Source organism: Bacteroides sp. FSHCM14E1 (assembly GCF_019633785.1).
GTDB lineage: Bacteria > Bacteroidota > Bacteroidia > Bacteroidales > Bacteroidaceae > Bacteroides > Bacteroides hominis.
This window is the reverse complement of the sequence record NZ_JADKYL010000004.1, coordinates 363,104-388,696: the sequence shown is the minus strand read 5'-3', so window position 1 is coordinate 388,696 and position 25,593 is coordinate 363,104. Positions and strand designations below refer to the sequence as shown.

Sequence of the window (25,593 nt, the reverse complement as noted above, 5' to 3'; positions counted from 1 at the left end):
ATGGCGATGTGTAATAGTAATGTTCATATCTTCATTCTTTATGCGACAAAAATAAACTATTAGTTCCGAATCACCAAACAATTATCAGAAAAACTTCCGTTTTTCTTTCAAATCAAAGGGAGCATCTCTTCATCTTCTACTCCACATGATAAAAAGTGCATCTCTTCTTTAGCTTTTTCCTTCGGAAAAGTGAAATAAGTGCAGATCGCTTCCGTACACAATTCTCCATTTTTGTTATAAAGACGTGCCTCTATCAGTACAATATTGCGTTTCACCTCTTTAATATGTGCCTTGAGTACTACATGCGAATCATTAGTATTGATCGACTTACGATAGCGAGTTTCCATTTTCGATGTCACTCCTGTCGTCTGTAACTTCCGGAGAACCACCCAGGCACAGATTTCATCGAGAAGTACCGCCTGAATGCCTCCATGCAACGTATCAATCCATCCTTGGTATTCGGGACGCGGACGCCAGATACTTATCACTTCATCATCCTCTTCATAAAATTCCATTTTCACACCGGCTTCATTGTTGGGAGCACAACCAAAGCAATTATATCCTTCCATTCCCTTCCAAGGATTAATAATCTTTTTCATACTTTCCTATTTTAAATTGCTCAAAGATATAAATCTTTTTGTAAAATGCACAATTCTCGCTACCAGAACTTTATCTATCATTCATTTGTTATACGGATATTCTATTGAAGAAAGGAAAAATATGAAAACAGTAGTAGACAAAGCCTCCTCCAGAGGTTATTTCAATCATGGCTGGCTTAAAACCTACCATACATTTAGCTTTGCAAACTATTACAACCCATCGAGAATGCATTTTGGCGCATTGAGGGTGCTGAATGATGACAGTGTAGCTCCATCAATGGGATTTGATACACATCCTCACCAGAATATGGAAGTGATTTCTATTCCCTTGAAAGGTTATCTGAGACATGGTGACAGTGTAAAAAACACCCAAACCATCACTCCCGGCGATATCCAAGTAATGAGTACGGGTAAAGGTATCTTTCACAGCGAATATAATGGCAGCGATAAAGAACAGTTAGAATTCCTACAAATATGGATATTTCCGAGAATCGAGAATACAGAACCGGAATATAACAACTACGATATCCGCCCCTTACTGAAAAGAAACGAACCGGTCTTGATTATCTCGCCTGACGGTAAGGTACCTGCTTCCATCAAACAAGATGCCTGGTTTTCCATGGGAACATTTGATGCCGGAAAAAGCTTTGAATACAAATTGCACCAAGAAGGCAACGGAGTTTATATCTTCATCATCGAAGGGGATGTGAAGGTTGCAGATAATCTGTTATCAAAGCGTGACGGTATCGGACTCTGGGATACGAAGAACTTTAAAGTGGAGGTAATCCAGGAAGCAACTTTATTGTTAATGGAAGTACCAATGCGATAAAGCAATAATAAAACATAAGAAAGGCTGCCCCGCTTTATGCGAAGGCAGCCTTTCTTTTCATTTATTGAACACACTATTTATTTTTCTTTCCGGTAGTTCTCAAGTCCGGTCTGCAAGAAGTCTATATACTTGGATATATCTTCATCATAAGCATATGACTTGTTCAGCGGCTTACCTTCATTATCAATCAGAACATAAAAAGGCTGGGCATTGGCACCAAATTTCACACGCTGCAGATAACTCCATTTATCACCTACCGTACGCAGAGTACGTTCTGTTCCATTCTCTGTAATCTTCACCGGTTCGGAAAGTGGAGTCTTGTTATCAACATAAAGGGTAATCAATACATAATCATTATTGATAATGCTACTTACCTTCGGATCAGTCCATACGGCAAGCTCCATCTTACGACAGTTCACACAACCATATCCTGTAAAATCGAGCATCACCGGTTTGTTATGCTGGCGGGCATATTCCATACCCAAGTCATAATCGTCGAACTTAGCATGTACCTCATTGGTATAAAGATTAAAGTCCTGAGTCTTCATAGGTGGTGCAAACGCACTGACAGCCTTCAAAGGTGCTCCCCACAGGCCCGGAATCATATAAATGGCAAAAGCCAAAGAGATCAGTGCCATGAAAAAACGAGGAACGCTCACTTTCGTATCATCGTCATCGTGTGGAAACTTGATCTTGCCTAACAGATAAAAACCAAGCAAAGCAAAAATCACAATCCACAAAGCAAGGAAAGTTTCACGATCCAGAATTCTCCATCCATATGCCAAATCGGCAACAGACAGGAATTTTAGAGCAAAAGCCAATTCCAAAAAGCCCAATGTTACTTTAATCACATTCATCCAGCCTCCTGACTTAGGCATTGATTTCAGCCAAGACGGGAATAAGGCGAATAAAGTGAACGGCAGAGCCAGCGCAATGGCAAAACCGAGCATACCAATCGCAGGAGCAACTACGCTGCCGGTAGTAGAAACCTGTACTAACAGGAATCCGATAATAGGGCCTGTACAAGAGAAAGATACAAGCGATAATGTAAATGCCATCAAGAAAATACTCAGTAATCCGCTGGTAGCTTCTGCTTTACTATCTACAGCCGTACTCCATTTTGCAGGAAGTGTCAGTTCGAAAGCTCCAAAGAAAGAGGCGGCAAATACGATCAACATCAGACAGAACAGAATATTGAAGACCGCATTGGTAGAAAGAGCATTCAACGCACTGGCACCGAATATCAAAGTAATGGCAAGTCCCAATGCCACATAGATCACAACGATAGATGCACCATAAGTCCATGCATCACGGATACCTTTCTTTTTATCTTTGCTCCTTTTTAAAAAGAAGCTTACCGTCATCGGTATAATAGGCCATACACAAGGAGTAAACAAGGCCAGCAAACCTCCCAGGAATCCTGTAATAAAGATATAGATCCAGGACATATCTTCCTGAGAATTTGCTTCTCCGAACTTCTTCAAATCATTAATAACCGGCTTCCATAAATCAATGCTGCCTACAGCAGAAGTTACAGCAGTAGCTACCGGTTCTATAATACTATCAGAAACTGATGCGACAGGCTCTTCAACCGGTGCTGCAGGAGTCTCTTTTACCGAAGCTGCAGAAGTCGCAACCGCCTTACCCGAAAGTTTGAAAGGGACTTGTGTAGGAGGCAGGCAATTCTCATCGTTACAAGCTCCGTACTCCAGATAACCTTCAATCGAATAATCACTGCCGGTAAACTTTATCTTTTGTACGAACTGGGCCGTCTTTTCAAAATAACGCACTTTCATTTCGAACAGTTTGTCAAAGCTCGAAACTTCTTTTCCCCTCGGGGCCAATTTACCAACCACTTCGGCACCTGATATCTTCTCTACATTAAAAGTTGCAGAGATAGGGCCGCCATCACCCAGATCGGTAGAATATACGTGCCAACCGGCATCAATCGTACCAGTAAAAACGATTTCCGCTTCAGCTCCCGACAGGGTTTTCAGCTCTGTTTTAAACTTTACAGGCTCTTGTATCTGCGCCTGTGCCGTAAACACAACCAGCAGTAAAAGCAGAAAAGAGGATAATTTTTTCATTCTTTAAATTGTTTATGATGTTTCTAAAAATATAACAGCTATCCAAATTTCCGGGTTTGAGTTTTCGGCAAATCTTAAATAGCTATCATTTTTTATAACTAAAATTCATAATCTACACACGCCCGGCTCTCTTTCGTTTCCGCCAGAATTTTACCGGCAGCCACATGTTCGGGATGGGTAGCGTAGAACTTTACATCATCCAGATTATCAAATTCACTATACAACGCAATATTCCAGGTTTCCCCCGGGTTCATATTCAGCCCGACCTCAATCTTACGGATCACAGAGATTTTAGCAGGCAATGCTTCGATAGCCTCTTTAAAACTATTCATCACAACGAGTTTCTTTTCTACAGAAACATCGTCTCTTAACTTAAATAATACAATGTGTTTTACCATTACGTTGTTATTTTAATTATTTGTTTTTATATTTGTCAGCCAAAGTTGTTTTTTACAGTTGCAAAATTACTCTATTTGTTTCAAATATACACTATAAAAGGATGTTAATAATAGGAATAGCAGGCGGAACAGGCTCAGGAAAGACCACCGTCGTACGGAAAATCATTGAGAGTCTGCCGGCTGGCGAAGTAGTATTACTGCCACAGGATTCATACTATAAAGACAGCAGTCATGTGCCGGTGGAGGAACGGCAGAACATCAATTTTGATCATCCGGATGCTTTTGAGTGGAGCCTTTTGTCTAAACATGTTTCCATGCTGAAAGAAGGCAAGTGCATTGAGCAGCCCACCTATTCCTATCTGACCTGTACCCGTCAGCCCGAAACAATACATATTAAGCCACGTGAAGTTGTCATTATCGAAGGTATCCTGGCCCTATGCGACAAAAAACTGCGTAATATGATGGACCTGAAAATATTCGTCGATGCCGATCCGGATGAACGGCTGATACGCGTCATCCAACGTGATGTAGTGGAACGGGGCCGTACGGCAGAAGCTGTAATGGAGCGATACACACGCGTCCTGAAACCCATGCATTTGCAGTTCATCGAACCTTGTAAGCGTTATGCCGACCTGATTGTCCCTGAAGGGGGAAGCAATCAAGTAGCTATCGATATATTGACCATGTACATCAAAAAACACATCGGTTAGTCATGAAACGGCACCTCGTAGTTTACTTTCTCTTTTTCCTGCTCTTCTGTATACTGTCCTGCCGTAATAAGCAGGTAATCGTTACAGAAGATACCTCGGCACACGATCTGGAGCAAATCAAAGATAGTGGCGAACTCGTCGTTCTCACTCTTTACAGTTCAACATCTTATTTCATTTACCGTGGGCAAGACATGGGTTTCCAGTATGAGCTCAGTGAACAATTCGCTAAAAATTTAGGCGTAAAATTACGCATAGAGGTTGCCAAGAATGTACCAGAATTAATCCGGAAATTGCTGAATGGTGAAGGAGATCTTATCGCATATAATATTCCAATTACCAAAGAATTAAAAGACAGTCTGATTTATTGCGGTGAAGAAGTGATCACCCACCAGGTGATTGTTCAACGAAACACCGGAAAAATAAAACCACTGAAGGATGTAACCGAATTGATCGGCAAAGATATATACGTGAAACCTGGCAAATATTACGAGCGGTTGATCAATCTGGATAAAGAGCTTGGCGGAGGTATTCATATTCATAAAGTAACTAATGACAGCATTACCGCTGAAGACCTGATAACTCAGGTTGCACAAGGTAAAATCCCCTATACAGTTGCGGATAATGATGTAGCCAAACTGAATGCTACTTATTATCCCAATCTGAATACCGGCCTTTCTATCAGTTTTGACCAACGGGCTGCATGGGCAGTGCGTAAAGATTGCCCGCAACTGGCAGAAGCAGCAAACAAATGGCATAAAGAAAATATGACCTCACCTGCGTATACAGCCAGTATGAAAAGATATTTCGAAATCAGTAAAGCAATGCCCCACTCTCCCATCTTGTCCCTAAAAGAAGGCAAAATCTCTCACTACGATAACTTATTCAAAAAATACGCCAAAGAGATTGGCTGGGACTGGCGCCTGCTGGCATCTTTAGCTTATACAGAATCCAATTTCGATACTACTGCCGTATCATGGGCGGGAGCAAAGGGATTGATGCAATTAATGCCTGCTACCGCACGTGCAATGGGAGTCCCACCGGGAAAAGAACAAAATCCGGAAGAAAGTATCAAAGCTGCCGTAAAATATATTGCAGCCACAGACCGTAGTCTGAGTATAGTTCCGGATAAACAGGAGCGGATTAAATTTATCCTCGCTTCATATAATGCCGGATTGGGACATATTTTTGACGCTATTGCACTGGCAGATAAATATGGCAAAAATAAAACGGTATGGACCGATAATGTAGAAAATTACATCCTACTGAAAAGCAATGAAGAGTACTTCACCGATCCGGTGTGTAAAAACGGATATTTTCGTGGAATAGAAACATATAATTTTGTGAGAGATATCAATTCGAGGTACGAATCGTACAAGAAAAAAATAAAAAGCTGAAATGCTTCTAAAGTCTGCAATCAAAAAAATTGCAGACTCTTGACAACGCATTTCTATTTTTTTCCTTTTCCTGTCAGCAAACTTATAATGATAACAGCTACCACTGACAATGGTAATGCAAACAATATAGGATCTATCATCGGAAAAGGATAGGTTTCAATCAACACATCCTTACCGAAAATCCATCTGCATACCCCCATAGCTGCCGCTTCTTTCTGATGAAGAAAGGCTAAAGCAAATAAGCTTCCTATAGTTCCTATCCAAAGGCTTGCCATCACTCCCTGCCGGGTAGCGCGTTTCCAATATAAGGCACAAAAATATGCGGGAAGGAAAGCTGCTGCACAGATACCCATAAAAATAGAAGTTCCACGGGCAATAATATCATTGGGCAACATATAACAAATGATATAACTCACTAATATTGAAAACAGCACTCCCAGACGAATTACATTAGTCAGTTTGCCACGTGAACGAGGCTTGTAAGTACCATAAATATCAGAACCGACCGAGGCACCCATCGTATGGAACTGTGAACTCAGTGTAGACATACTGGCAGAAAGAATGCAAAGCATGAAAAGTGCGGCAAACCAGTCCGGCATTGCTTTATTTATAAAGTATGGAATAATTTTATCCATATCTTTGACTGCTTCTGTAGCCACTACACCTTCGGTTTTAAGAAAGAAAAGATTACTTAGTGCCCCTGCATGATAAATAGCACCTACGGTGATAATCAGGAAAAAACATCCGATAAGGACTCCCCGGTTCAGTTGTTTACTACTCTCTACAGTCATAAAACGAACCACCAGTTGAGGTTGAGCAAGACAACCGATCCCAACTCCCAGAATCAAAGAAGTGACCAATGTATACCATTGAGGTGAACCGGTAACAGGCATGGCAGTCCATCCCTGATGTCCTAACGCTTTGAATTTCTCCGGAACCAAAGGAGCAATATCTGTCAGCGCCTGATTAGCTTCCGTAAAGCCCATATCCAGTACCCGATACAATGAAAAAAGCAAGAACAGCATACAGCCAAACATAATAACCGCCTGCAAAGCATCCGTATACATCACCCCCTTCATTCCTCCAGCTATCACATAGGCCGCTATTACCAGGGTGAATATCAAAAGCGAGACATTAAAATCAATCTGAAAAATCTGTTCGATAAAAACTGCTCCTCCCTTCATTACCACTGCCGCATACAAAGGCATTCCAAGAAAAATAACTGCGGCCACAAACACCTGTATCCCCCGTGAACGATAATGCCTGCCCAACAATTGTGGAAATGTGCTGACATTCAGTCTGGCTCCCATCCTGCGTGTCCGGAGGCCGAAAAAGATAAACGCAATCACCACCCCGATAAACATATTCAGAAAACAAAGCCACTGAATACCCATACCGAAGGCAGCAGCCACCCCACCAAAACCGACAATGGCAGAAGCAGATATGAAAGTAGCACCATAAGAAAGTGCCATGACAAATGGATTCATTTGTCGCCCCCCTACCAGATAATCACTGGCGGAAGTTGTCTTTTTATAACCTAAAAAACCAAGATAAGCCAATGATAGCAGGTAAGCTATCACAATCAGTCCAAGTGTAAATGTATTCATCGTGTTTTATCTTTTTCGTCGTCTTTATTCCAATATTTAAGACCAAACCAGGCAGCAAAAAGCACACATACTACCGAAAGCAGATATGGCAAAATGATAAGAGAGTCGCTTATTCCAAACATTCTTGTATTAGATTTCGATTAATATTGGTGCAAATGTAAGGAATTTATTGAAATGGAAAAACAAAATGCAGAATTTATAAAAAAAGAAAAGAAACAAAAATAAAAAAAGCCGCCTCTTTTTATCAGGGCAGCTTTCAGAAAAATCAATTTACGGTTTAATATTTCTCGTAATGAACCTTCTTCTCATCGTATTTCTGCTTAGGTTCCTGCAGAGCAGCCGGATACCCGAAAGGAATCACACATAAGGGCACTATGTTTCCCGGAAGCTCCGTATACTTGCGGACAACCCGGATGCGGTCTTCATAAGGATAAGCAGCTGTCCATACTGCACCCAATCCCTGAGCCTCAGCAGCTAACAGAATATTCTGCGCAGCAGCCGAACAATCCAGATACCAATAAGAAGAACGGGCTACATCACCACATACAACAATGGCATAACGAGCCTGAGTCAACATCTTTGCATAAGGCAATGCAGAAGCCATAGAATCGAGAGCAACCCGATCAGTGACCAGCACAAACTCCCAGGGACGAAGGTCTTTTCCTGACGGAGCAGCCATACCGGCACGTAACATCAAGTCTATTTTCTCTTTCTCTACTTCCTTATCCAGATAAGTACGTACACTCTTACGCGCAAAAATATTATTCAAAGCAGCATTGGATGCTGACGGGACTTCTTTTGGGGAAGAAGATGAACAAGCAGTGAATGAAATCATCCAAAGCAATCCAATCGTCCATGCATAAATCATTTTCTTTGTTCCCATAGATTCTTTTTTATCAAAATAGTTTCAACCTTTTTTCTTGAGCTTCTTTCAATGAAACAGTTTCCCGCTTCATCAGACCACTCTTATCACGGAGTACCTGATATTCACCAGACAGCTCCTGCGCCAGTTCTTCTTTCAATTTCGGACTCATCAACCGGGCAGCGACACCGGCATTCTGTGAAGCATCTTTCAGATGAACCACCGGTGCATGATATACCGGAGCAATTTTCAGTGCAGTATGTAGTTTGGATGTGGTTGCTCCACCTATTAATAATGGAATATCCAGTCCGGCTTTCTCCAACTCCATAGCCACATGCACCATCTCCTCCAACGAAGGAGTAATCAATCCACTAAGGCCTATCATATCTACCTTTTCCTCTATGGCTTTTTGAACAATCGATTCAGCCGGCACCATCACTCCCAGGTCAATGATATCATAGCCGTTACAAGCCATCACAACCGAAACAATATTTTTACCGATATCATGCACATCTCCCTTCACTGTAGCCAACAGAACCTTTCCGGCAGAAGAGGTTCCTTCCACCTTTTCCGACTCTATGACCGGTTGTAAGATTGCAACGGCTTTCTTCATCGTACGGGCTGTTTTCACCACTTGCGGAAGGAACATTTTACCTTCACCGAACAACTCGCCTACATGATTCATTCCATCCATCAACGGTCCCTCAATCACATCTACCGCCTTATCGTATTGTGGCAAGGCTTCTGCAAGATCTTCTTCCAGAAAATCTCCGATCCCCTTTACCAAAGCATATTGCAACCGTTCTTCTACCGTCCCGTCCCGCCAGGCATCATGCTTCACCGGTTGTCCTGCCGCAGCATTACCTGCCGAAGCCTCCTTCAATTTATCAGCCAGTTCAATCAATCGTTCGGCAGCATCAGGACGCCGGTTCAATACCACATCCTCTATTCTCTCAAGCACATCCGCCGGAATATCCGTATACAGCACAGAAGTACCAGGGTTTACAATCCCCATATCCATACCTTTCTGAATGGCATGGTAAAGGAATACGGCATGCATAGCTTCACGAATATAATTATTACCACGGAATGAGAACGATAAGTTACTTACTCCTCCGCTGATATGTGCTCCGGGAAGATTCTTTTTAATCCAGGCAGTTGCTTCTATAAAGTCTACCGCATAATTATTATGTTCCTCAATACCTGTTGCTACAGCCAGTACGTTCGGATCGAAAATGATATCGTGCGGGTTAAACCCAATCTTATCTACAAGTAAACGATAAGCACGTTCACAAACTTCTATTTTACGGGCAGCCGTATCAGCCTGTCCTTTTTCGTCAAAGGCCATCACTACTACAGCCGCGCCATACTGACGAACTGTTTGAGCATGTTCAAGGAATTTTTCCTCTCCTTCTTTCAACGAAATGGAATTCACAATTGATTTTCCCTGGAGACACTTCAAGCCGGCCTCGATAACCTCCCATTTTGAAGAATCGATCATCACAGGGACACGAGCTATTTCAGGTTCCGAAGCCACCAGATTCAGGAAAGTTGTCATCTCTTCTTTCGCATCCAACAGTCCGTCATCCATATTGACATCGATAATCAGCGCCCCGTCTTCCACCTGCTGCCGGGCTATAGACAATGCTTCATCGTATTTCTTTTCATTTATAAGACGGAGGAACTTACGGGAACCCGCTACATTGCAACGTTCACCAACGTTGACAAAGTTAATTTCAGGCTTTACTTCCAGCAGTTCCAATCCCGAAAGCCACATACAATCCGGCCTACGAGCCGGAACATGCGGTTTGGCACCGGCAATCAACGCGGGATATTCGGCAATATAAGCATCGGTAGTACCACAGCATCCGCCGATAATATTAATCAAACCTTCATGGATATATTCTTTTACTTCATGTGCCATATCCGCCGGGGTCTGGTCATATTTTCCCAGACTGTTAGGCAAACCTGCATTCGGATATGCACTGATATAGTAAGGAGCACGTGCGGCCAGTTGCTCCAAAAACGGCTTCAATTGCTTTGCACCAAATGAACAGTTCAGACCGACAGAAAAAATATCGGCATGTTGTACCGAAGCCAGAAAAGCTTCCAGTGTCTGGCCGGAAAGAGTACGCCCCCCTGTATCAGAAACCGTCACCGACAACATAACCGGTACTTTAAGCCCGGTTGCCTGCATAGCACGCTCCGCTGCCAGAATAGCAGCTTTTGCATTCAGCGTATCAAAAATAGTTTCTATCAACAAAGCATCTACCCCACTTTCAAGCATCGCTTCCATTTGCTGTTGATAAGCATCGGCCATTTCATCATAAGTCACAGCACGATAGGCCGGATTATTCACATCCGGAGACATGGAACATGTTTTATTGGTAGGACCAACCGAACCGGCCACAAAACGAGGTTTATCGGGATTGAGTGCCGTATATTCATCGGCTACTTCTCGTGCCAGCTTCACGGCCGTCTGATTGATTTCACGCACATACTCCTGTACATGATAATCGGCCATAGAAATTGTGGTGGAACTAAATGTATTCGTCTCAATGATATCGGCACCGGCTTCCAGATATTTACGGTGTATATCCTGAACCACGTCAGGGCGCGTGAGACAAAGTAAATCATTATTCCCTTTCAGTTGACCGGGAATATGCGCAAAGCGCTCACTGCGGAAATCCTCTTCTCTAAGATTATATTGCTGAATCATAGTACCCATAGCGCCATCCAATATAAGGATACGTTCAGGTACCAGCTGTTGAATAGTTCTTTTCATTGCTAAAGGTACAAACCTATCATCGTTTAAACATTCTGTCCATATCGCGGCGGTCGTCTTTTTCTTTCAAAGCCTCCCGCTTGTCATATTGCTTTTTACCTTTTGCCAAAGCCACAACTACTTTGGCCAGACCTCTTTCATTAATAAACAAACGAACCGGGACAATGGTAAATCCGGCGTCTTTCGTCCCTCGTTCCAACTTATTCAGCTCCTTTTTGCTCAGTAACAATTTACGGTCACGCCGAGCCGCATGGTTATTATACGAACCATAAAAATATTCGGCAATGTGCATGTTCTTCACCCACAATTCACCTTTCGCAAAATAACAAAACGTATCTACAAGACTTGCTTTTCCCAAACGGATGGACTTAATCTCCGTTCCTGTCAGCACAATACCTGCTGTATAAGTATCGATCAACTCATAGTCGAAAGTAGCACGTTTATTCTTTATATTTATAGGAGCCAGTTTCATTTTATTTTCTTAATTTAATATAGCTGTTAGCTTGTTGAACACAACTTGTATTACCGCCGGACATAGTATTAACAAAATCGACGAGAAAATGGTGTAACGCAACCGATTCTTTTCTTCCACCAGCATCACGACTCTTGCTCCTTCCCATACCACATAAACGATATAAAACTGGAGCAACCAACCGATAATACTGAAATCCGGAAGCAATCCGGTCACTATATGCAACAAAAAGGTGACAACTAATGCATAGCCTGCAAACTGCTGTGCCAAAGGGATATCATTGGACATGCCAAACATTTTTATCCCCATCTGATTGATGGCATAAGCTGCCAGAAAATAGCCTCCGAACAAAGCTACCGCCACTGCACAACACTGCGTCATGGCCAATTGGAAACTTTGCGGTCCTCCCCATCCATTGGTCCACAAAGCACCAATGAATACGGATAAACCGCATAAACCAATCATAGGATAGACAAAAACAGTAAGAACTGCCCGTCTATCCTCTAAACGAATTTCCTCCCAGGCCTTGGCCGGAGAGGAAATCAATGACATTGCTATTTGAAATAATGCTTTGTAATTCAAATTATTTAGCGGTTTTATATTCTATTTCATACGCCTTCTCTGTAGTAGAAGAATCTTCTATTTTATTGTTGTATTCATTCTGCTGTGCCACCACAATAATTTTGGCTGGTTTATCTTGTCCACTCTTCTGCTTATATTCTCTCAAAAATTCAGTGATATCATAAGCTTTAAAGCTGGAAGTACGTGTCGCACGTTCTACTATAGCAGTAGTTTCATCATTAACAGCATAACGCAAATGGAGTTTCAGTTCTGTAGCACCTGAAGTAATATCATCTGTATAGCAAACCAGAGTAAAAGAATGTTTAGCGAGTTCATTCTTAACATCTTCCGGAGTAGTTACATTTTTCACACGGTAAAGTACCGGCAATACAATTGTATTTTCACTAAACTGGAATGGGGCTACCGTTGAATATCCTGATGCAAAACTCAATGAACCAATTGGTGCATTAGTAGTCACATCTCCCGAACCACCGACAGCCGTAGTAGTAACTGCAGGAGCATCGATTCCAGTCGCATCTGCTAAAAGCGTAACCTTAATCTGTTTAGGATTTGTCGAGAGGTCCTGACCTTCATCAACCTGACAATAAATATAGGCCATTCTTGCACTCAAAGTAACAGGAACTGTGTTAGTGGGGATAAGTTCCGTACCGGCGGCATCTGTAAACGTAACATAACCCATTCTATCATTAACTTTCACCACACCAGCCCACTGCTGAGGACCGTTTTCTCCGGAATCCATACATGAAGTAAACATAGTACCCATCAACAGGGTTAAGGCCAACACCATTAATTTCAATTGTTTCATAAATCTATTTTTTAGAGTTTGCAAAGATATAAATTCTAATTCACAATAAGTAAATGCAGAGACTTAAAAAATACTGCATCCATCACTTAACTATTTTTGCAAACAACTCCAAATGATCGTCTACATAGCTTGCTACCAGTGCTGTAACCTCCTCCTCAATATCCAGATATTCTTCTTCAAGATCATCAAAGGCCTCATATTGCTCGTACATCGCCATAAATTCATCCTCCGTACGCTCTTTCTCCAGATCCTGGCGATGGGCATCGTATATCTTCTTAGCTTTATAAACCAACTTCGAGAAATCCTCGGCTCCCCACAAACGCATCACTTTCGCAAAAGGATTATCAAAGATATAACCTCCATACCCATTCTGAATCAATTGACAAAAACCACCAAACATGACTTCATCCCGAAAAATCTGATAGGCCAACAAAGAGTGCTGCTCTCCTGTCAATAGTGGCATTGTTTCGGCAGTAAGCTCCCCGCCAATCACTTCTTTATACTTATCTGTAAACACCTGGATAAATTCATCCATTCCCTCGCCCGCAGCTTTTTGCAAGGAGGCATCCGTAACTTCTATCATTTCCACTATATATAATAAGGTAAATTCTACATTTATAAATATCAGGAAACAAAAATACGGAAATATATGGTTCAGAAAGGCTTTTTGAAGAGTTTTTTAGAAACTGTCCTATTTTTAAAGCCCATAATTAAAAATTCCCCAATCGCTTTGGGATATATCCCTTGAGGTCTTCAATGGTTCTCTTACGGGATAATTCTTCATCTTAGCGGCTGAGATGAAGCTTTATTACTTTCTCAAATAAGGTTATTTTCAATGATGCAACGACATACCAAGATATACGCCTATACAGTAGGGTATCAACCAAATGCACCACACAACAATACTGAAACGATTGAAATGTTCTTTAGCCTTTTCACTCCCTTTTACATACGTCCAGATAGCCCACATAGCGTGAACAAACATCAACAAGATAGCGATAATGCCGGTCACAGTATGTATTTCATCATGCAGGTGTGTGAGTCGCGCAATATTCTCCATTAAAGCTGTTCCCACAGAATCGGCCAATAGCCCCAATAAGAAAAAGACCAGATGCCAAAATTTCAGTTTCTTCTGCAACCGCTCTCCCCACACTCCTATTGTGTAAAACACCAATGCAGAAGTTATCACACAAATGGCTGCTATTAAATAATGTATATCTACTTCATTCAAATTCATAACCGATCAATTTTTCTCAAAAGAAACAAAGAATCAGAGTAATAGTTCAACAAAATAAAGATTATCTAAAATGTCATCTCCACATTACAATCTAACGAAACTGAAATTTCTATTTTTCCCTTTTCATAAAAAAGTAATAAAACCCGATTTGCAAAAACAAATAAAACGACTACCTTTGTGAGCGATTTGAGAATCGTGACTACGTATTTTTAATTATATCACTTAAAAAAAGAGCTAATTATGACTTATTCACACGAAGTGGAACACATGTGTGTTGTAAAGAAGGGTCCTAACCATGGACCGGCTCCCATACCCGAAGAAGGAAAATGGGTAAAATCAAAAGAAATTGTTGATATTTCAGGTCTGACACACGGTGTGGGTTGGTGTGCTCCTCAGCAGGGTGCATGTAAGCTGACTCTGAACGTAAAAGAAGGTATCATCCAGGAAGCTCTGGTTGAAACTATCGGCTGTTCAGGTATGACTCACTCAGCTGCTATGGCTGCTGAAATCCTCCCGGGAAAAACTATCCTCGAAGCATTGAACACAGACTTAGTTTGTGATGCCATCAACACTGCTATGCGCGAACTCTTCCTGCAGATCGTTTACGGACGTACTCAGTCAGCTTTCTCAGAAGGTGGTCTGATCATCGGTGCAGGTCTGGAAGACTTGGGTAAAGGTCTGCGTAGCCAGGTAGGTACATTGTACGGTACTTTGGCTAAAGGTCCTCGTTACCTTGAAATGGCTGAAGGTTACATCAAGACAATTGCTCTTGACAAAAACGATGAAATCTGCGGATACGAATTCGTCCACATGGGTAAATTCATGGACGAAATCAAGAAGGGTACTGATGCGAATGAAGCATTGAAGAAAGTTACCGGTACTTACGGACGCTTCACTGCAGAACAGGGAGCTGTTAAACACATTGATCCACGTCACGAATAATATAAGGAGGAAAAGAAATTATGATTAGAGAAGTAAAATTTGAAAGTCAGGACCGCCGTATCAAAGGCATCATCGAAGCCTTGAACGCTAACGGTATCAAAGACATCGAAGAAGCTAACGCTATCTGCGAAGCTGCTGGAGTTGATCCTTATAAAACGTGTGAAGAAACTCAACCGATCTGTTTTGAAAATGCTAAGTGGGCTTACGTAGTAGGTGCTGCTATCGCTATCAAGAAAGGTTGCAAAAATGCAGCTGACGCTGCCGAAGCTATCGGCATCGGTCTGCAGGCATTCTGTATCCCGGGTTCTGTAGCCGACGACCGTAAGGTTGGTATCGGTCATGGTAACCTGGCTGCTATGTTGTTGCGTGAAGAAACTAAATGTTTCGCTTTCCTGGCAGGTCACGAATCTTTCGCTGCTGCCGAAGGTGCTATCAAAATCGCTGCAAAAGCAGACAAAGTACGTAAAGAACCTCTGCGTTGTATCTTGAACGGTCTTGGAAAAGACGCTGCTCAGATCATCTCTCGTATCAACGGCTTTACTTATGTTCAGACACAGTTTGACTATTTCACAGGCGAACTGAAAGTAGTACGTGAAATTGCTTACTCTGACGGTCCTCGTGCAAAAGTAAAATGCTATGGTGCAGATGATGTACGTGAAGGTGTAGCCATCATGTGGAAAGAAGGCGTGGACGTATCTATCACAGGTAACTCTACTAACCCGACTCGTTTCCAGCACCCGGTTGCAGGTACTTACAAGAAAGAACGTGTATTGGCCGGTAAGCCATACTTCTCAGTAGCTTCAGGTGGTGGTACAGGTCGTACTCTTCATCCGGACAACATGGCTGCTGGTCCTGCTTCTTATGGTATGACAGACACAATGGGTCGTATGCACTCAGACGCTCAGTTCGCCGGTTCATCCTCAGTTCCTGCTCACGTAGAAATGATGGGATTCTTAGGAATTGGTAACAACCCGATGGTAGGTTGTACAGTAGCTTGTGCAGTTGACGTAGCTCAGGCTTTGGCAAAGTAATTTAAGCCATTCTATATTGACAAACTCCTGCAGTCATATGATTGCAGGAGTTTTTTATTGTATAAATCAGAATAGATTATTTCTTCCTTTTTAAACAAAAACCACCTCTCCTTTTCTCTATCATTTCCCTAATTCTATTTTCAGTATTATAACTTATCCTAATCTCACTACGAAAATCAATGCATTTAGATTACAAAATATAGAATAAGTCTTTCTTTTCTGTATATTTGCGCCCGGTATTTTAGATGCAATTCCGAAAAGTCGTAAGTTTTCGGAGTCATTTTATACTTCCCCCACTTAAGAACTTACTTATTTAGACAAAGTTAATGAAACAAATCAATGCAGTAATTACAGGAGTTGGAGGATATGTACCCGATTACATCCTGACTAATGATGAGATATCCAGAATTGTAGATACCACCGATGAATGGATCATGGGGCGTATCGGCATCAAGGAAAGACGTATTCTGAATGAAGAAGGTCTTGGCACTTCATACATGGCACGTAAGGCTGTGAAGCAATTGATGCAACGTACAAAAAGCCATCCGGATGACATCGATCTGGTAATTGTCGCTACAACCACTCCCGATTATCGGCTTCCTTCAACAGCTTCCATTCTGTGTGAAAGAGTGGGATTAAAAAATGCATTCGCCTTTGATATGCAGGCAGTATGCAGTGGTTTCTTATATGCTCTGGAGACCGGAGCCAACTTTATCCGTTCGGGAAGATACAAAAAGGTCATCATAGTTGGTGCCGATAAGATGTCATCGGTGATAGATTACACCGATCGCGCCACCTGTCCTATTTTTGGTGATGGTGCAGCAGCTTTTTTACTGGAACCTACTACGGATCATTTAGGCATTATAGATTCTGTTTTAAGAACAGACGGCAAAGGACTCCCTTTTTTACATATGAAAGCCGGCGGCTCCGTATGTTCTCCTTCTTATTTTACGATAGACAATCACATGCACTATCTTTATCAGGAAGGCCGTACAGTATTCAAATATGCTGTAGCCAATATGTCAGATGCTTGTGAATCGATTATTGAAAGAAATCAGCTAACGAAAGACCAAATCGACTGGGTTATTCCCCACCAGGCCAATCAACGCATTATCAATGCTGTCGCCCAACGCCTGGATATGCCATTAGAAAAAGTCATGATCAATATCGAACGCTATGGCAACACCAGTGCCGGCACACTTCCATTATGTATATGGGATTTCGAAGATAAGCTCAAAAAAGGTGATAATTTGATCTTTACCGCTTTCGGAGCCGGATTTGCCTGGGGAGCCGTCTACGTGAAATGGGGATATGACGGAAAGATAAATAACGCCACCAGCACACAAGCTTAGCCACAGAAAGTCATAATCACGCCACCGTCAACATCAGATAGCTTTTTAAAGCAAAATAGCCCAAAGTGCTTTTTTGCAAATACAAAGGAACCTTATGCCGTTTTTTTTGTTATTTGCTGATAATTAAATGCATTAAGATGATGGAAAATGGCGTAATGATGCAGTATTTTGAATGGAATCTGCCAAACGATGGAAAGTTGTGGAAACAATTAAAAGAAGACGCATCACATCTACATAAAATCGGTGTGACAGCAGTTTGGATTCCGCCTGCTTATAAAGCCGACGAGCAGCAAGATGAAGGTTATGCAACCTATGACTTGTATGATCTTGGCGAGTTCGAACAAAAAGGAACCGTAAGAACGAAGTATGGCACAAAAGATGAATTGAAAGAAGCGATCGACGAGTTACATAAAAACCACATTTCAGTATATCTGGATGTAGTACTCAACCATAAAGCCGGAGGTGATTTCACTGAAAAATTTATGGTTGTGGAAGTCGATCCCCATGACAGAACCCAAGGATTGGGAAAGCCGTTCGAGATACAAAGCTGGACCGGATATAGTTTCCATGGACGCAAGGATAAATATTCTGATTTCAAATGGCATTGGTATCACTTCTCCGGAACCGGTTTTGACGATGCCAAAAAGCGGAGCGGCATCTTCCAGATACAAGGAGAAGGTAAAGCATGGAGCGAGGGTGTAGATAGCGAAAATGGAAACTATGATTTCCTGTTATGTAACGATATCGACCTGGATCATCCGGAAGTAATTGCCGAACTGAATCGCTGGGGAAAATGGGTTTCCAAAGAACTGAACCTTGACGGAATGCGTTTGGATGCCATCAAGCACATGAAGGATAAGTTCATCGCACAATTTCTGGATGCGGTAAGGAGTGAAAGAGGAAACAACTTTTACGCTGTAGGTGAATACTGGAACGGAGATCTGAAAACACTCGATGCATACATAGAATCTGTGGACCATAAAGTCAACTTATTTGATGTTCCGTTACATTACAATATGTTTCAGGCTTCACAAGAAGGCAAAAATTATGATTTGCAGAATATCTTGAAGGGCACATTGGTCGAACATCATTGCGATTTAGCAGTCACCTTTGTCGACAATCACGATTCACAATTGGGCAGTTCGTTAGAATCACAAATAGAGAACTGGTTCAAGCCACTGGCCTATGGTTTGATATTATTGATGAAAAACGGTTATCCCTGCCTGTTCTATGGAGACTATTATGGTGTAAAAGGCGAAAAGTCTCCCCATGCCCCGATCATTGATATTTTACTGAATGCAAGGCGAAAATATGCCTACGGTGATCAGATCGAATATTTCGACCATCCTTCTACCATTGGTTTCATCCGTACGGGAGATAAAGAACACACCGGCTCCGGCCTGGTCTTTTTAATGTCAAATGATGAAGCCGGTAGCAAAATGATGAATCCGGGTGAGGAACATGAAGGTGAAGTATGGCATGAAATCACCGGAAGCATTCCCGAAGAGGTCACTTTAGATGAGAAAGGAAACGGAAAATTCTCTGTTAATGCCCGTAATATTGCCGTTTGGATAAAGAAAAGTTAAAATGGAAATTCATTCGGAGAGAAAGAAAAAGCTTAGCTTACCCCTACTGTTCAAAATAATAAAAGATACAGTTTGGGGATTTATAGACGACAGCGTTATGAGGCTGAGCGCTTCATTGGCTTATGCGACATTGTTTTCAATTATCCCTTTTCTTTCTCTCCTGGTCACTGTCGGAGTCTTTTTCCATATGGATTTGGCCAACCAGCTTTATGTACAGTTACAACCCATTGTAGGACCGGAAATCACCGAAGCACTTCGCTCCATTATAGAAAATGCAGAAAATACAGATTCTTCCAGATCTGCTGCCATTGTCAGCTTAGGCATTTCTATTTTCGGTGCTACCACTATTTTTGCAGAGATACAAAGTTCATTGAACACAATTTGGGGAATAAAAGCTGTTCCTAAAAAAAGCTGGCTCAAGTTTATCAAAAACAGAATACTCTCTTTTTCCATAATACTTGTATTTGCTTTCATCCTTCTGATTACATTTACCATCACCAGCATCATCGGAGAATTGAGTAAAAAGTTTATGGTTAATTATCCCGAAATAGCCGGGTCATTGGTTCAGGTAGTAGGAATCATTATAAATATAGGTGTAACGGCCATCATTTTCACATTGATTTTCAAAATATTGCCCGATGCCAAAATAAAAAGCAGAGATGTTTTTATTGGAGCGATTGTGACCACATTACTGCTACTGGTAGGTCAATGGGGAATCTCATTTTATATAGGGATTGCAAACGTAGGAACCGTTTACGGAGCAGCAGCATTCATGGTCGTTTTCGTTACGTGGATTTATTATTCTTCCATCATCATATATACAGGCGCAGAGTTCACCAAAGCATGGGCAAACGAAATGGGTGGTAAGATTTTTCCCGATGAATATGCGGTAGCCACCAAAACCATAGAAATACACGAAAACAAACCAATCGGATTGGATGATTGAGAACAGGGATTACTTCTCCTGCAATGACTTACTCTCAGCCTCACGACATGTTTTCGTATACTGTTTCAGATGCTTTCTCATCTGCCCGAAGCGGACAAAGCCTAAAAAGAATAAAATGATCCCGGCCATAATACACACCCACGCCAGCCCATGCAAACGTGAGATACTTTCAACTTGAAAGATCCCTATTCCTACAGTCAGGAGATAAAGTGCCATGCGAATATATGCAAACAAAGTTCTTTCATTGGCCAACTTTGTTCTTTCAAGTGCCAAATGATCACGGAGTATCAACTCTTTATCATTCTCAAAGTTATCGGTAAATGTCAACATAGATATTGAGGAAATTGTGTTCTATACGTTTTTCTTTAAAAACAAAGATAGAAAAGAATAGTTCCCCAAAACAGAATCTCAATTAACAAAAACAACCTTTTACCAGCAAGTAGATTAACGTAAACTATACCGATTGAATAGTATCTACCACCCTCCTGATATCTTCATCTGTCAATGTAGGTCCCGAAGGCAGGCAAAGACCAATATCGAACAACCTCTCACTCGTACCGTTCCCGTAAAACGGAGCATCTGTAAACACAGGCTGAAGATGCATCGGCTTCCACAAAGGACGAGTCTCTATATTTTCGACATCCAGCTTCAAACGGATATCTTCACGACTCTTGCCCGCAAGATTCGGATCAACCAGGATACAAGTCAGCCAAAAGTTGGAAGCAAACCGCAAATCAGGGTTCTCCATAACCATAATACCTGCCACATCTTTCAGCAAATCAACATACAAAGAGTGAATAGCACGGCGACGGGCAATATGCTCTTCCAGAACGTACATCTGCCCACGGCCGATACCCGCACAGATGTTGCTCATACGGTAATTGTAGCCGATATGGGTATGCTGGTAATGCGGAGCGGCATCACGAGCCTGCGTCGCATAGAACTTTGTCTGTCGGGCCTCCTCAGACGTACGACAGATCAGAGCACCTCCACCGGAAGTCGTGATCATCTTGTTGCCATTGAAAGAGAGAGCGGCCAACTCACCGAATGTGCCACACTTCCGTCCGTTCAGTTCCGAACCCAAAGCCTCCGCGGCATCCTCCAATACGGGAATACCATAACGACCCGCAATATCCATGATCTCGTCCATCTTGGCAGGCATACCGTAAAGGTGAACAGGGATAATAGCCTTCGGAAGCTTACCCGTCTTGCGCAAACGGTCCTTTATAGCCTCCTCAAGCAATACCGGATCCATATTCCACGTATCCTTCTCACTGTCCACAAAAACAGGTTTGGCCTCCAGATAAGAAATCGGATTGGCAGAGGCGGCAAAAGTAAAGCTTTGGCAGATCACTTCATCGCCGGGATTTACATCCAGAAGAATCAAGCCCAAGTGAAGTGCAGCCGTTCCCGCACTCAAGGCCACCACATGGCGATCTTCATGCAAATATTCGGTCAAAGATTGCTCAAAAGCATCCACGTTAGGTCCCAAAGGCACAACCCAGTTCGTATCAAAGGCCTCTTTTATAAAGTCTTGCTCACGGCCACCCATGTGAGCAAGCGAAAGCCAGATTCGTTTGTTCATAATAAACTTTATTATAATTTCATTTTCTTACGTAGTAAGGAATCAAGAGGAAAAGTAAAATTCTATATATCTTTTCCCAAAACGGTATAAACGATGATTTTAATATCATTCCCAAATGACCAGTTATCCAAATACTCTATATTTATTCGCACTTTGTCAGGAAACAAAACCTCATCATTATATTTTTGAGGATTATCCTGCCCCGCCAGCAATTCTTCTTCATTACGATATTTCAAACTGGCAGGTCCGGTAATACCCGGTTTTAAAAGCAACATTCTCCTATCGTCTCCCAGCAGATTGTCAGCATATCCCGGGACATCAGGACGAGGACCGACCAAACTCATATCTCCTATCAGCACATTCCACAGTTCCGGAAGTTCATCAATCTTATATTTTCTCAATTTGGCCCCCAATGGCGTGATCCGGCTTTCTCCCTTTACAGAAACAGAACTACCGGAATGCCCAACCGTCATAGAACGAAATTTATACATGGTAAATAATCTACCATACCGCCCAACTCTTTTCTGTCTGAATATAACAGGACCTCCAGGCATCTTAACACGAATAAGAATAGCTGTTACTAATAAAATTGGAGAAAGAAAAAGGAGACCGAGAAAAGATACACTGCGGTCAAACAAATTTTTGAAAAACATGAAAATCTATCAAAAGACTCATAATGAAATTACCCAACCTTTTAGAGGCTTGTATTCCACTTTGAGTAGATTTATTGTTTAAAAATTAATTATATTTTTGATTTGTGATATACAGAATAAACAGTCGATAACATTTTTATGACTTGTCTTTTTTATTTCCCTGTTCATATTCCTTCCACAAATATTTAAATAAAAAGAAAATAGCAACTAATCTATTTTAAATTAAAGCATTATATAATACTTCAATTGGATGGTAAGCTCGCCTTCCCGTACCATCTTTTATCTGCTGCCTACAACTGGTTCCTGGAGCAGAAATACATATATCTTCTTTAGCTTGACGAATTGCTGGAAACAAGACCTGCTCACCTATTTGCATTGATAAGTCATAATGCTCTTTTTCATATCCAAAAGCTCCTGCCATACCACAACACCCTGACGGTATAATATCCACTTGATAGTTTTTAGGGAGTGAAAGCATCTCTTTAGAAGGCTCTATAGACGCTAACGACTTCTGATGGCAATGCCCATGTAATTTTATATAAAGATATGATTGAGTAAATTGTTCCTGTTTAATATTACCCTTACGCATCTCACGAACAATAAACTCATCATACAACAGACAGTTTACCGATAATTTACGAGCATATCCTTGTAATTCCTCATCCACCAAATCCGGATACTCATCACGAAACGAAAGTATGCATGAAGGTTCAATTCCAACTAAAGGAATTTCTTCTGTCACTATATCTTTTAAAAATAATATATTCTTTTCTGCTATTTTCTTAGCTTTCTTCAAAAGTCCTTTCGATATTTCAGTACGCCCACTTTCCAAGTGCTTTGGTATAATAACCTCATAGCCCAATGTACGCAATAATTTGATGAACTTTACACCAATCTCTACATCCATATAATTGGTAAATTCATCTGCAAACAAATACACTTTTCTATTACATTTGTTCATATCTGGATTATTGTATAACCAACTCTTCAATGTTATTTTATAAAGTCTGGGAATAGAACGTTGAGGTGCAAACTTTAATATACGTTTTAGTAATGAGGAAGTAAATTGGGCAGTAACAAAAGCATTATACAGCCAAGGAGCAACCATCCCCAATTTTTGCACCTTAGTCAAATTAGCTATTAATCTGGAACGTAAAGAAACAAATGTTTCATCATAGTGATGCTGCAAATATTCAGCCTTATAACGAGCCATATCCACATTCGATGGACACTCCGATTTGCAAGCTTTACACGAAACGCATGTATCCAATACTTCCAAAATTTCCGGTTGACTAAATATTCGATCATGTGCAGGATGTATCAACAACTCTCTCAAAGTATTGGCACGTGCCCGTGTCGTATTCTTTTCTTCTCTGGTAGCCCGATAAGTAGGGCACATTGTACCACCAAAGAGATTTGATTTCCGGCAATCTCCAGAACCATTACATTGTTCTATGGCGCACAACCAACCCTTTTGTTTAGAAAAGTCAAAATATGTCTTAACCCCAAGATTGTGCTGTTCATAACGTAAATTAATATCCATAAAAGGTGTATCTACAATCTTACCAATATTAAATATATGAGGTAAATCCCATGTCTCCTTTATGTCTCGCAGAAAACTATAAATTTTATCACCCAACAACAAAGGGATAAACTCGCCTCTCAAACGACCATCCCCATGTTCACCACTTAATGAGCCTCTGTGCTTCCTCACCAACTCAGCCGTTTCCGTAGCAACTAAACGGAATAGTTTCTTATCTTTCTCCTTTTTCAAATTGAGTACCGGGCGTAAATGCAACTCCCCAGTACTAATATGTCCATGATAAATACAGTCCAGACCATATTTACTTAACATAACTTTCAAATCAGCGATAAAAGCAGCTAAACGCTCAGGAGCAATGGCAGTATCCTCAATCAATGAAACGGGCTTAGCACTTCCGGGCATACCAGAAAGCAACCCCAATCCAGATTTTCTTAAAGCCCATACACGACTAATATCTTTCCCATATACAAGAGGATAATGAGTTCCATAATGATGTATTTTTAAATCATCAATTATTTCATTAGCCTTTTTATCAACCTCACCCCTTGTTTGCTCAGCTAACTCAATAATGAGGATAGCAGCAGGATCTCCCTGAATAAAAAAGCGATTCTTATTTTGTGAAATATTCTGTTTGCTCAACTCCAGTATTGTACTATCCATTAACTCAATTGCAACCGGAGCATGTCGCAAAGCCACAAGATTTGCAGCAAAAGATTCTTCCAATGTAGAACAATGTACACATATCACGGCTTTTTCCGTAGGAGGAAGAGGAACTAATTTTAGTTTTAACTCTGTGATTAAAGCTAATGTACCTTCCGAACCCGCTAACAATTTGCAAAGATTAAAAGGCTCAGAACAATTCTTATCAAAATAGTTACTACGCAATAATTCGTCAATAGCATATCCTGAGTTACGTCTTCGTAAAGATACATCAGGATAATTATCGACGATTTCTTTTTGGTTTTCAAAATTCGATAATAACGTAATAATTTGGCTATAAATACGTCCTTCCAATGAGTCTAATTTACATTTCTCGTTTATCTCCTTAGAAGTCATTCCTTTCAATACTACTTCAGAACCATCACTTAAAACGACGTTAGCTTCAAGCAAATGATCACGTGTACTACCATATACTAAAGAGTGAGAACCGCACGAATTATTGCCAACCATTCCTCCTAAGCAACAACGATTAGAAGTAGAAGTTTCCGGCCCGAAAAACAACCCATAAGGCTTACAATAAAGATTTAGCTCATCCAATACAACTCCCGGTTGTACTCTTACCCAACGTTCCTCCTGATTGATTTCCAATATATGGTTCATATATTTGGAAATATCAACAACAAGTCCTTTGCCAACGACTTGTCCCGCCAAAGAAGTTCCTCCAGCACGAGGAATCAAATTAATTTGATTTTTCCTGGCAAAATCACTAATCTTCTGCACATCAGAAGAATCCTTAGGATATGCAACGGCAATAGGCATCTCTCTGTAAGCAGAGGCATCAGTTGAATAAAGAATGCGATAAAGCAACTCTTCTTTTAGTTCACCGAGTATATGTAAATTTTGAAAATTCATCTAAGTTATTATAAAG

At 41.2% G+C, this 25,593-nt stretch carries 24 protein-coding genes; 8 read left to right on the top strand and 16 right to left on the bottom strand.

The window, feature by feature from the left end; translation table 11 throughout:
• Positions 1-107: 107 nt before the first annotated feature.
• Positions 108-599, bottom strand: a complete 492-nt coding sequence (locus tag ISX59_RS09250) for a PaaI family thioesterase (protein ID WP_032540762.1) — start codon at positions 597-599, stop codon at positions 108-110.
• A gap of 121 nt (positions 600-720) precedes the next feature.
• Here ISX59_RS09250 and ISX59_RS09245 point away from each other — a divergent pair, with 121 nt between their 5' ends.
• Entirely contained in the window at positions 721-1,428 is a 708-nt protein-coding gene (locus ISX59_RS09245) for a pirin family protein (RefSeq protein WP_005780336.1), read from the top strand.
• Positions 1,429-1,505: 77 nt separating this feature from the next.
• On the opposite strand, the gene ISX59_RS09240 is transcribed toward ISX59_RS09245, so the two are convergent.
• Both ISX59_RS09240 and ISX59_RS09235 read right to left on the bottom strand, forming a co-directional pair.
• Positions 1,506-3,515 (bottom strand): cytochrome c biogenesis protein CcdA, encoded by a 2,010-nt coding sequence (locus ISX59_RS09240; RefSeq protein ID WP_032540760.1) that lies wholly within the window; start codon positions 3,513-3,515, stop codon positions 1,506-1,508.
• Positions 3,516-3,613: 98 nt separating this feature from the next.
• Positions 3,614-3,913 (bottom strand): Dabb family protein, encoded by a 300-nt coding sequence (locus tag ISX59_RS09235; protein ID WP_005780342.1) that lies wholly within the window; start codon positions 3,911-3,913, stop codon positions 3,614-3,616.
• A gap of 101 nt (positions 3,914-4,014) precedes the next feature.
• Here ISX59_RS09235 and udk point away from each other — a divergent pair, with 101 nt between their 5' ends.
• Both udk and ISX59_RS09225 read left to right on the top strand, forming a co-directional pair.
• Positions 4,015-4,623 (top strand): uridine kinase, encoded by a 609-nt coding sequence (udk, locus tag ISX59_RS09230; protein WP_005807461.1) that lies wholly within the window; start codon positions 4,015-4,017, stop codon positions 4,621-4,623.
• A 2-nt stretch (positions 4,624-4,625) separates the two neighbouring features.
• Positions 4,626-6,017, top strand: coding sequence for a transporter substrate-binding domain-containing protein (locus tag ISX59_RS09225; protein ID WP_032540758.1), 1,392 nt, complete (start codon positions 4,626-4,628; stop codon positions 6,015-6,017).
• Positions 6,018-6,070: 53 nt separating this feature from the next.
• On the opposite strand, the gene ISX59_RS09220 is transcribed toward ISX59_RS09225, so the two are convergent.
• The 9 genes from ISX59_RS09220 to ISX59_RS09185 all read right to left on the bottom strand — a co-directional run bounded on the left by ISX59_RS09220 (position 6,071) and on the right by ISX59_RS09185 (position 14,367).
• Positions 6,071-7,624, bottom strand: coding sequence for a sodium:solute symporter (locus ISX59_RS09220; RefSeq protein WP_032540757.1), 1,554 nt, complete (start codon positions 7,622-7,624; stop codon positions 6,071-6,073).
• Positions 7,621-7,746, bottom strand: coding sequence for a symporter small accessory protein (locus ISX59_RS21420; protein ID WP_005780350.1), 126 nt, complete (start codon positions 7,744-7,746; stop codon positions 7,621-7,623). Before ISX59_RS21420 ends, ISX59_RS09220 begins: the two co-directional genes overlap by 4 nt.
• A 155-nt stretch (positions 7,747-7,901) precedes the next feature.
• Entirely contained in the window at positions 7,902-8,507 is a 606-nt protein-coding gene (locus ISX59_RS09215; protein ID WP_032530718.1) for a nitroreductase family protein, read from the bottom strand.
• Positions 8,508-8,520: 13 nt separating this feature from the next.
• Positions 8,521-11,271, bottom strand: coding sequence for a methionine synthase (metH, locus tag ISX59_RS09210; protein WP_032530732.1), 2,751 nt, complete (start codon positions 11,269-11,271; stop codon positions 8,521-8,523).
• A 19-nt stretch (positions 11,272-11,290) separates the two neighbouring features.
• A complete protein-coding gene (gene smpB, locus ISX59_RS09205) occupies positions 11,291-11,743 on the bottom strand; it encodes an SsrA-binding protein (RefSeq protein WP_005780358.1) in 453 nt (150 codons plus the stop codon).
• A 9-nt stretch (positions 11,744-11,752) separates the two neighbouring features.
• Positions 11,753-12,295 (bottom strand): Yip1 family protein, encoded by a 543-nt coding sequence (locus tag ISX59_RS09200; protein ID WP_005780359.1) that lies wholly within the window; start codon positions 12,293-12,295, stop codon positions 11,753-11,755.
• A 31-nt stretch (positions 12,296-12,326) separates the two neighbouring features.
• Positions 12,327-13,130: a hypothetical protein gene (locus ISX59_RS09195; protein WP_005807473.1), complete on the bottom strand. Its 804-nt coding sequence runs from the start codon at positions 13,128-13,130 to the stop codon at positions 12,327-12,329.
• An 82-nt stretch (positions 13,131-13,212) separates the two neighbouring features.
• Entirely contained in the window at positions 13,213-13,713 is a 501-nt protein-coding gene (locus tag ISX59_RS09190; RefSeq protein WP_005780361.1) for a DMP19 family protein, read from the bottom strand.
• 249 nt (positions 13,714-13,962) lie between these two features.
• Positions 13,963-14,367 carry an HsmA family protein gene (locus ISX59_RS09185; protein WP_005780362.1) on the bottom strand — a complete coding sequence of 135 codons (405 nt, stop codon included), beginning with the start codon at positions 14,365-14,367 and terminating at the stop codon, positions 13,963-13,965.
• A 240-nt stretch (positions 14,368-14,607) separates the two neighbouring features.
• Here ISX59_RS09185 and ISX59_RS09180 point away from each other — a divergent pair, with 240 nt between their 5' ends.
• The 5 genes from ISX59_RS09180 (at position 14,608) to ISX59_RS09160 (ending at position 20,224) form a co-directional block, all read left to right on the top strand.
• Positions 14,608-15,309: an iron-sulfur cluster assembly scaffold protein gene (locus ISX59_RS09180; protein WP_005780363.1), complete on the top strand. Its 702-nt coding sequence runs from the start codon at positions 14,608-14,610 to the stop codon at positions 15,307-15,309.
• A 20-nt stretch (positions 15,310-15,329) separates the two neighbouring features.
• The gene (locus ISX59_RS09175) at positions 15,330-16,340 is read left to right on the top strand and encodes a GGGtGRT protein (protein ID WP_005780364.1); all 1,011 of its coding nucleotides are present in this window, start codon (positions 15,330-15,332) and stop codon (positions 16,338-16,340) included.
• Between the two features lie 326 nt (positions 16,341-16,666).
• On the top strand, positions 16,667-17,692 hold the full coding sequence (locus ISX59_RS09170; RefSeq protein WP_032540756.1) for a beta-ketoacyl-ACP synthase III: 1,026 nt from the start codon (positions 16,667-16,669) through the stop codon (positions 17,690-17,692).
• A gap of 140 nt (positions 17,693-17,832) precedes the next feature.
• Entirely contained in the window at positions 17,833-19,278 is a 1,446-nt protein-coding gene (locus ISX59_RS09165; protein ID WP_220575840.1) for an alpha-amylase, read from the top strand.
• A 1-nt stretch (position 19,279) separates the two neighbouring features.
• Positions 19,280-20,224: a YihY/virulence factor BrkB family protein gene (locus tag ISX59_RS09160; RefSeq protein ID WP_032531334.1), complete on the top strand. Its 945-nt coding sequence runs from the start codon at positions 19,280-19,282 to the stop codon at positions 20,222-20,224.
• Between the two features lie 9 nt (positions 20,225-20,233).
• Here the strand turns inward: ISX59_RS09160 and ISX59_RS09155 are convergent, their stop codons facing one another.
• From ISX59_RS09155 to ISX59_RS09140, 4 genes are all read right to left on the bottom strand, one after another.
• The gene (locus ISX59_RS09155; RefSeq protein WP_005780368.1) at positions 20,234-20,554 is read right to left on the bottom strand and encodes a DUF202 domain-containing protein; all 321 of its coding nucleotides are present in this window, start codon (positions 20,552-20,554) and stop codon (positions 20,234-20,236) included.
• A gap of 124 nt (positions 20,555-20,678) precedes the next feature.
• Positions 20,679-21,809, bottom strand: a complete 1,131-nt coding sequence (locus tag ISX59_RS09150) for a DegT/DnrJ/EryC1/StrS aminotransferase family protein (protein ID WP_122141821.1) — start codon at positions 21,807-21,809, stop codon at positions 20,679-20,681.
• 62 nt (positions 21,810-21,871) lie between these two features.
• Positions 21,872-22,462 (bottom strand): sugar transferase, encoded by a 591-nt coding sequence (locus tag ISX59_RS09145; RefSeq protein ID WP_122141822.1) that lies wholly within the window; start codon positions 22,460-22,462, stop codon positions 21,872-21,874.
• 217 nt (positions 22,463-22,679) lie between these two features.
• Positions 22,680-25,577 (bottom strand): FAD-binding and (Fe-S)-binding domain-containing protein, encoded by a 2,898-nt coding sequence (locus ISX59_RS09140; protein ID WP_122141823.1) that lies wholly within the window; start codon positions 25,575-25,577, stop codon positions 22,680-22,682.
• Positions 25,578-25,593 lie beyond the last annotated feature (16 nt).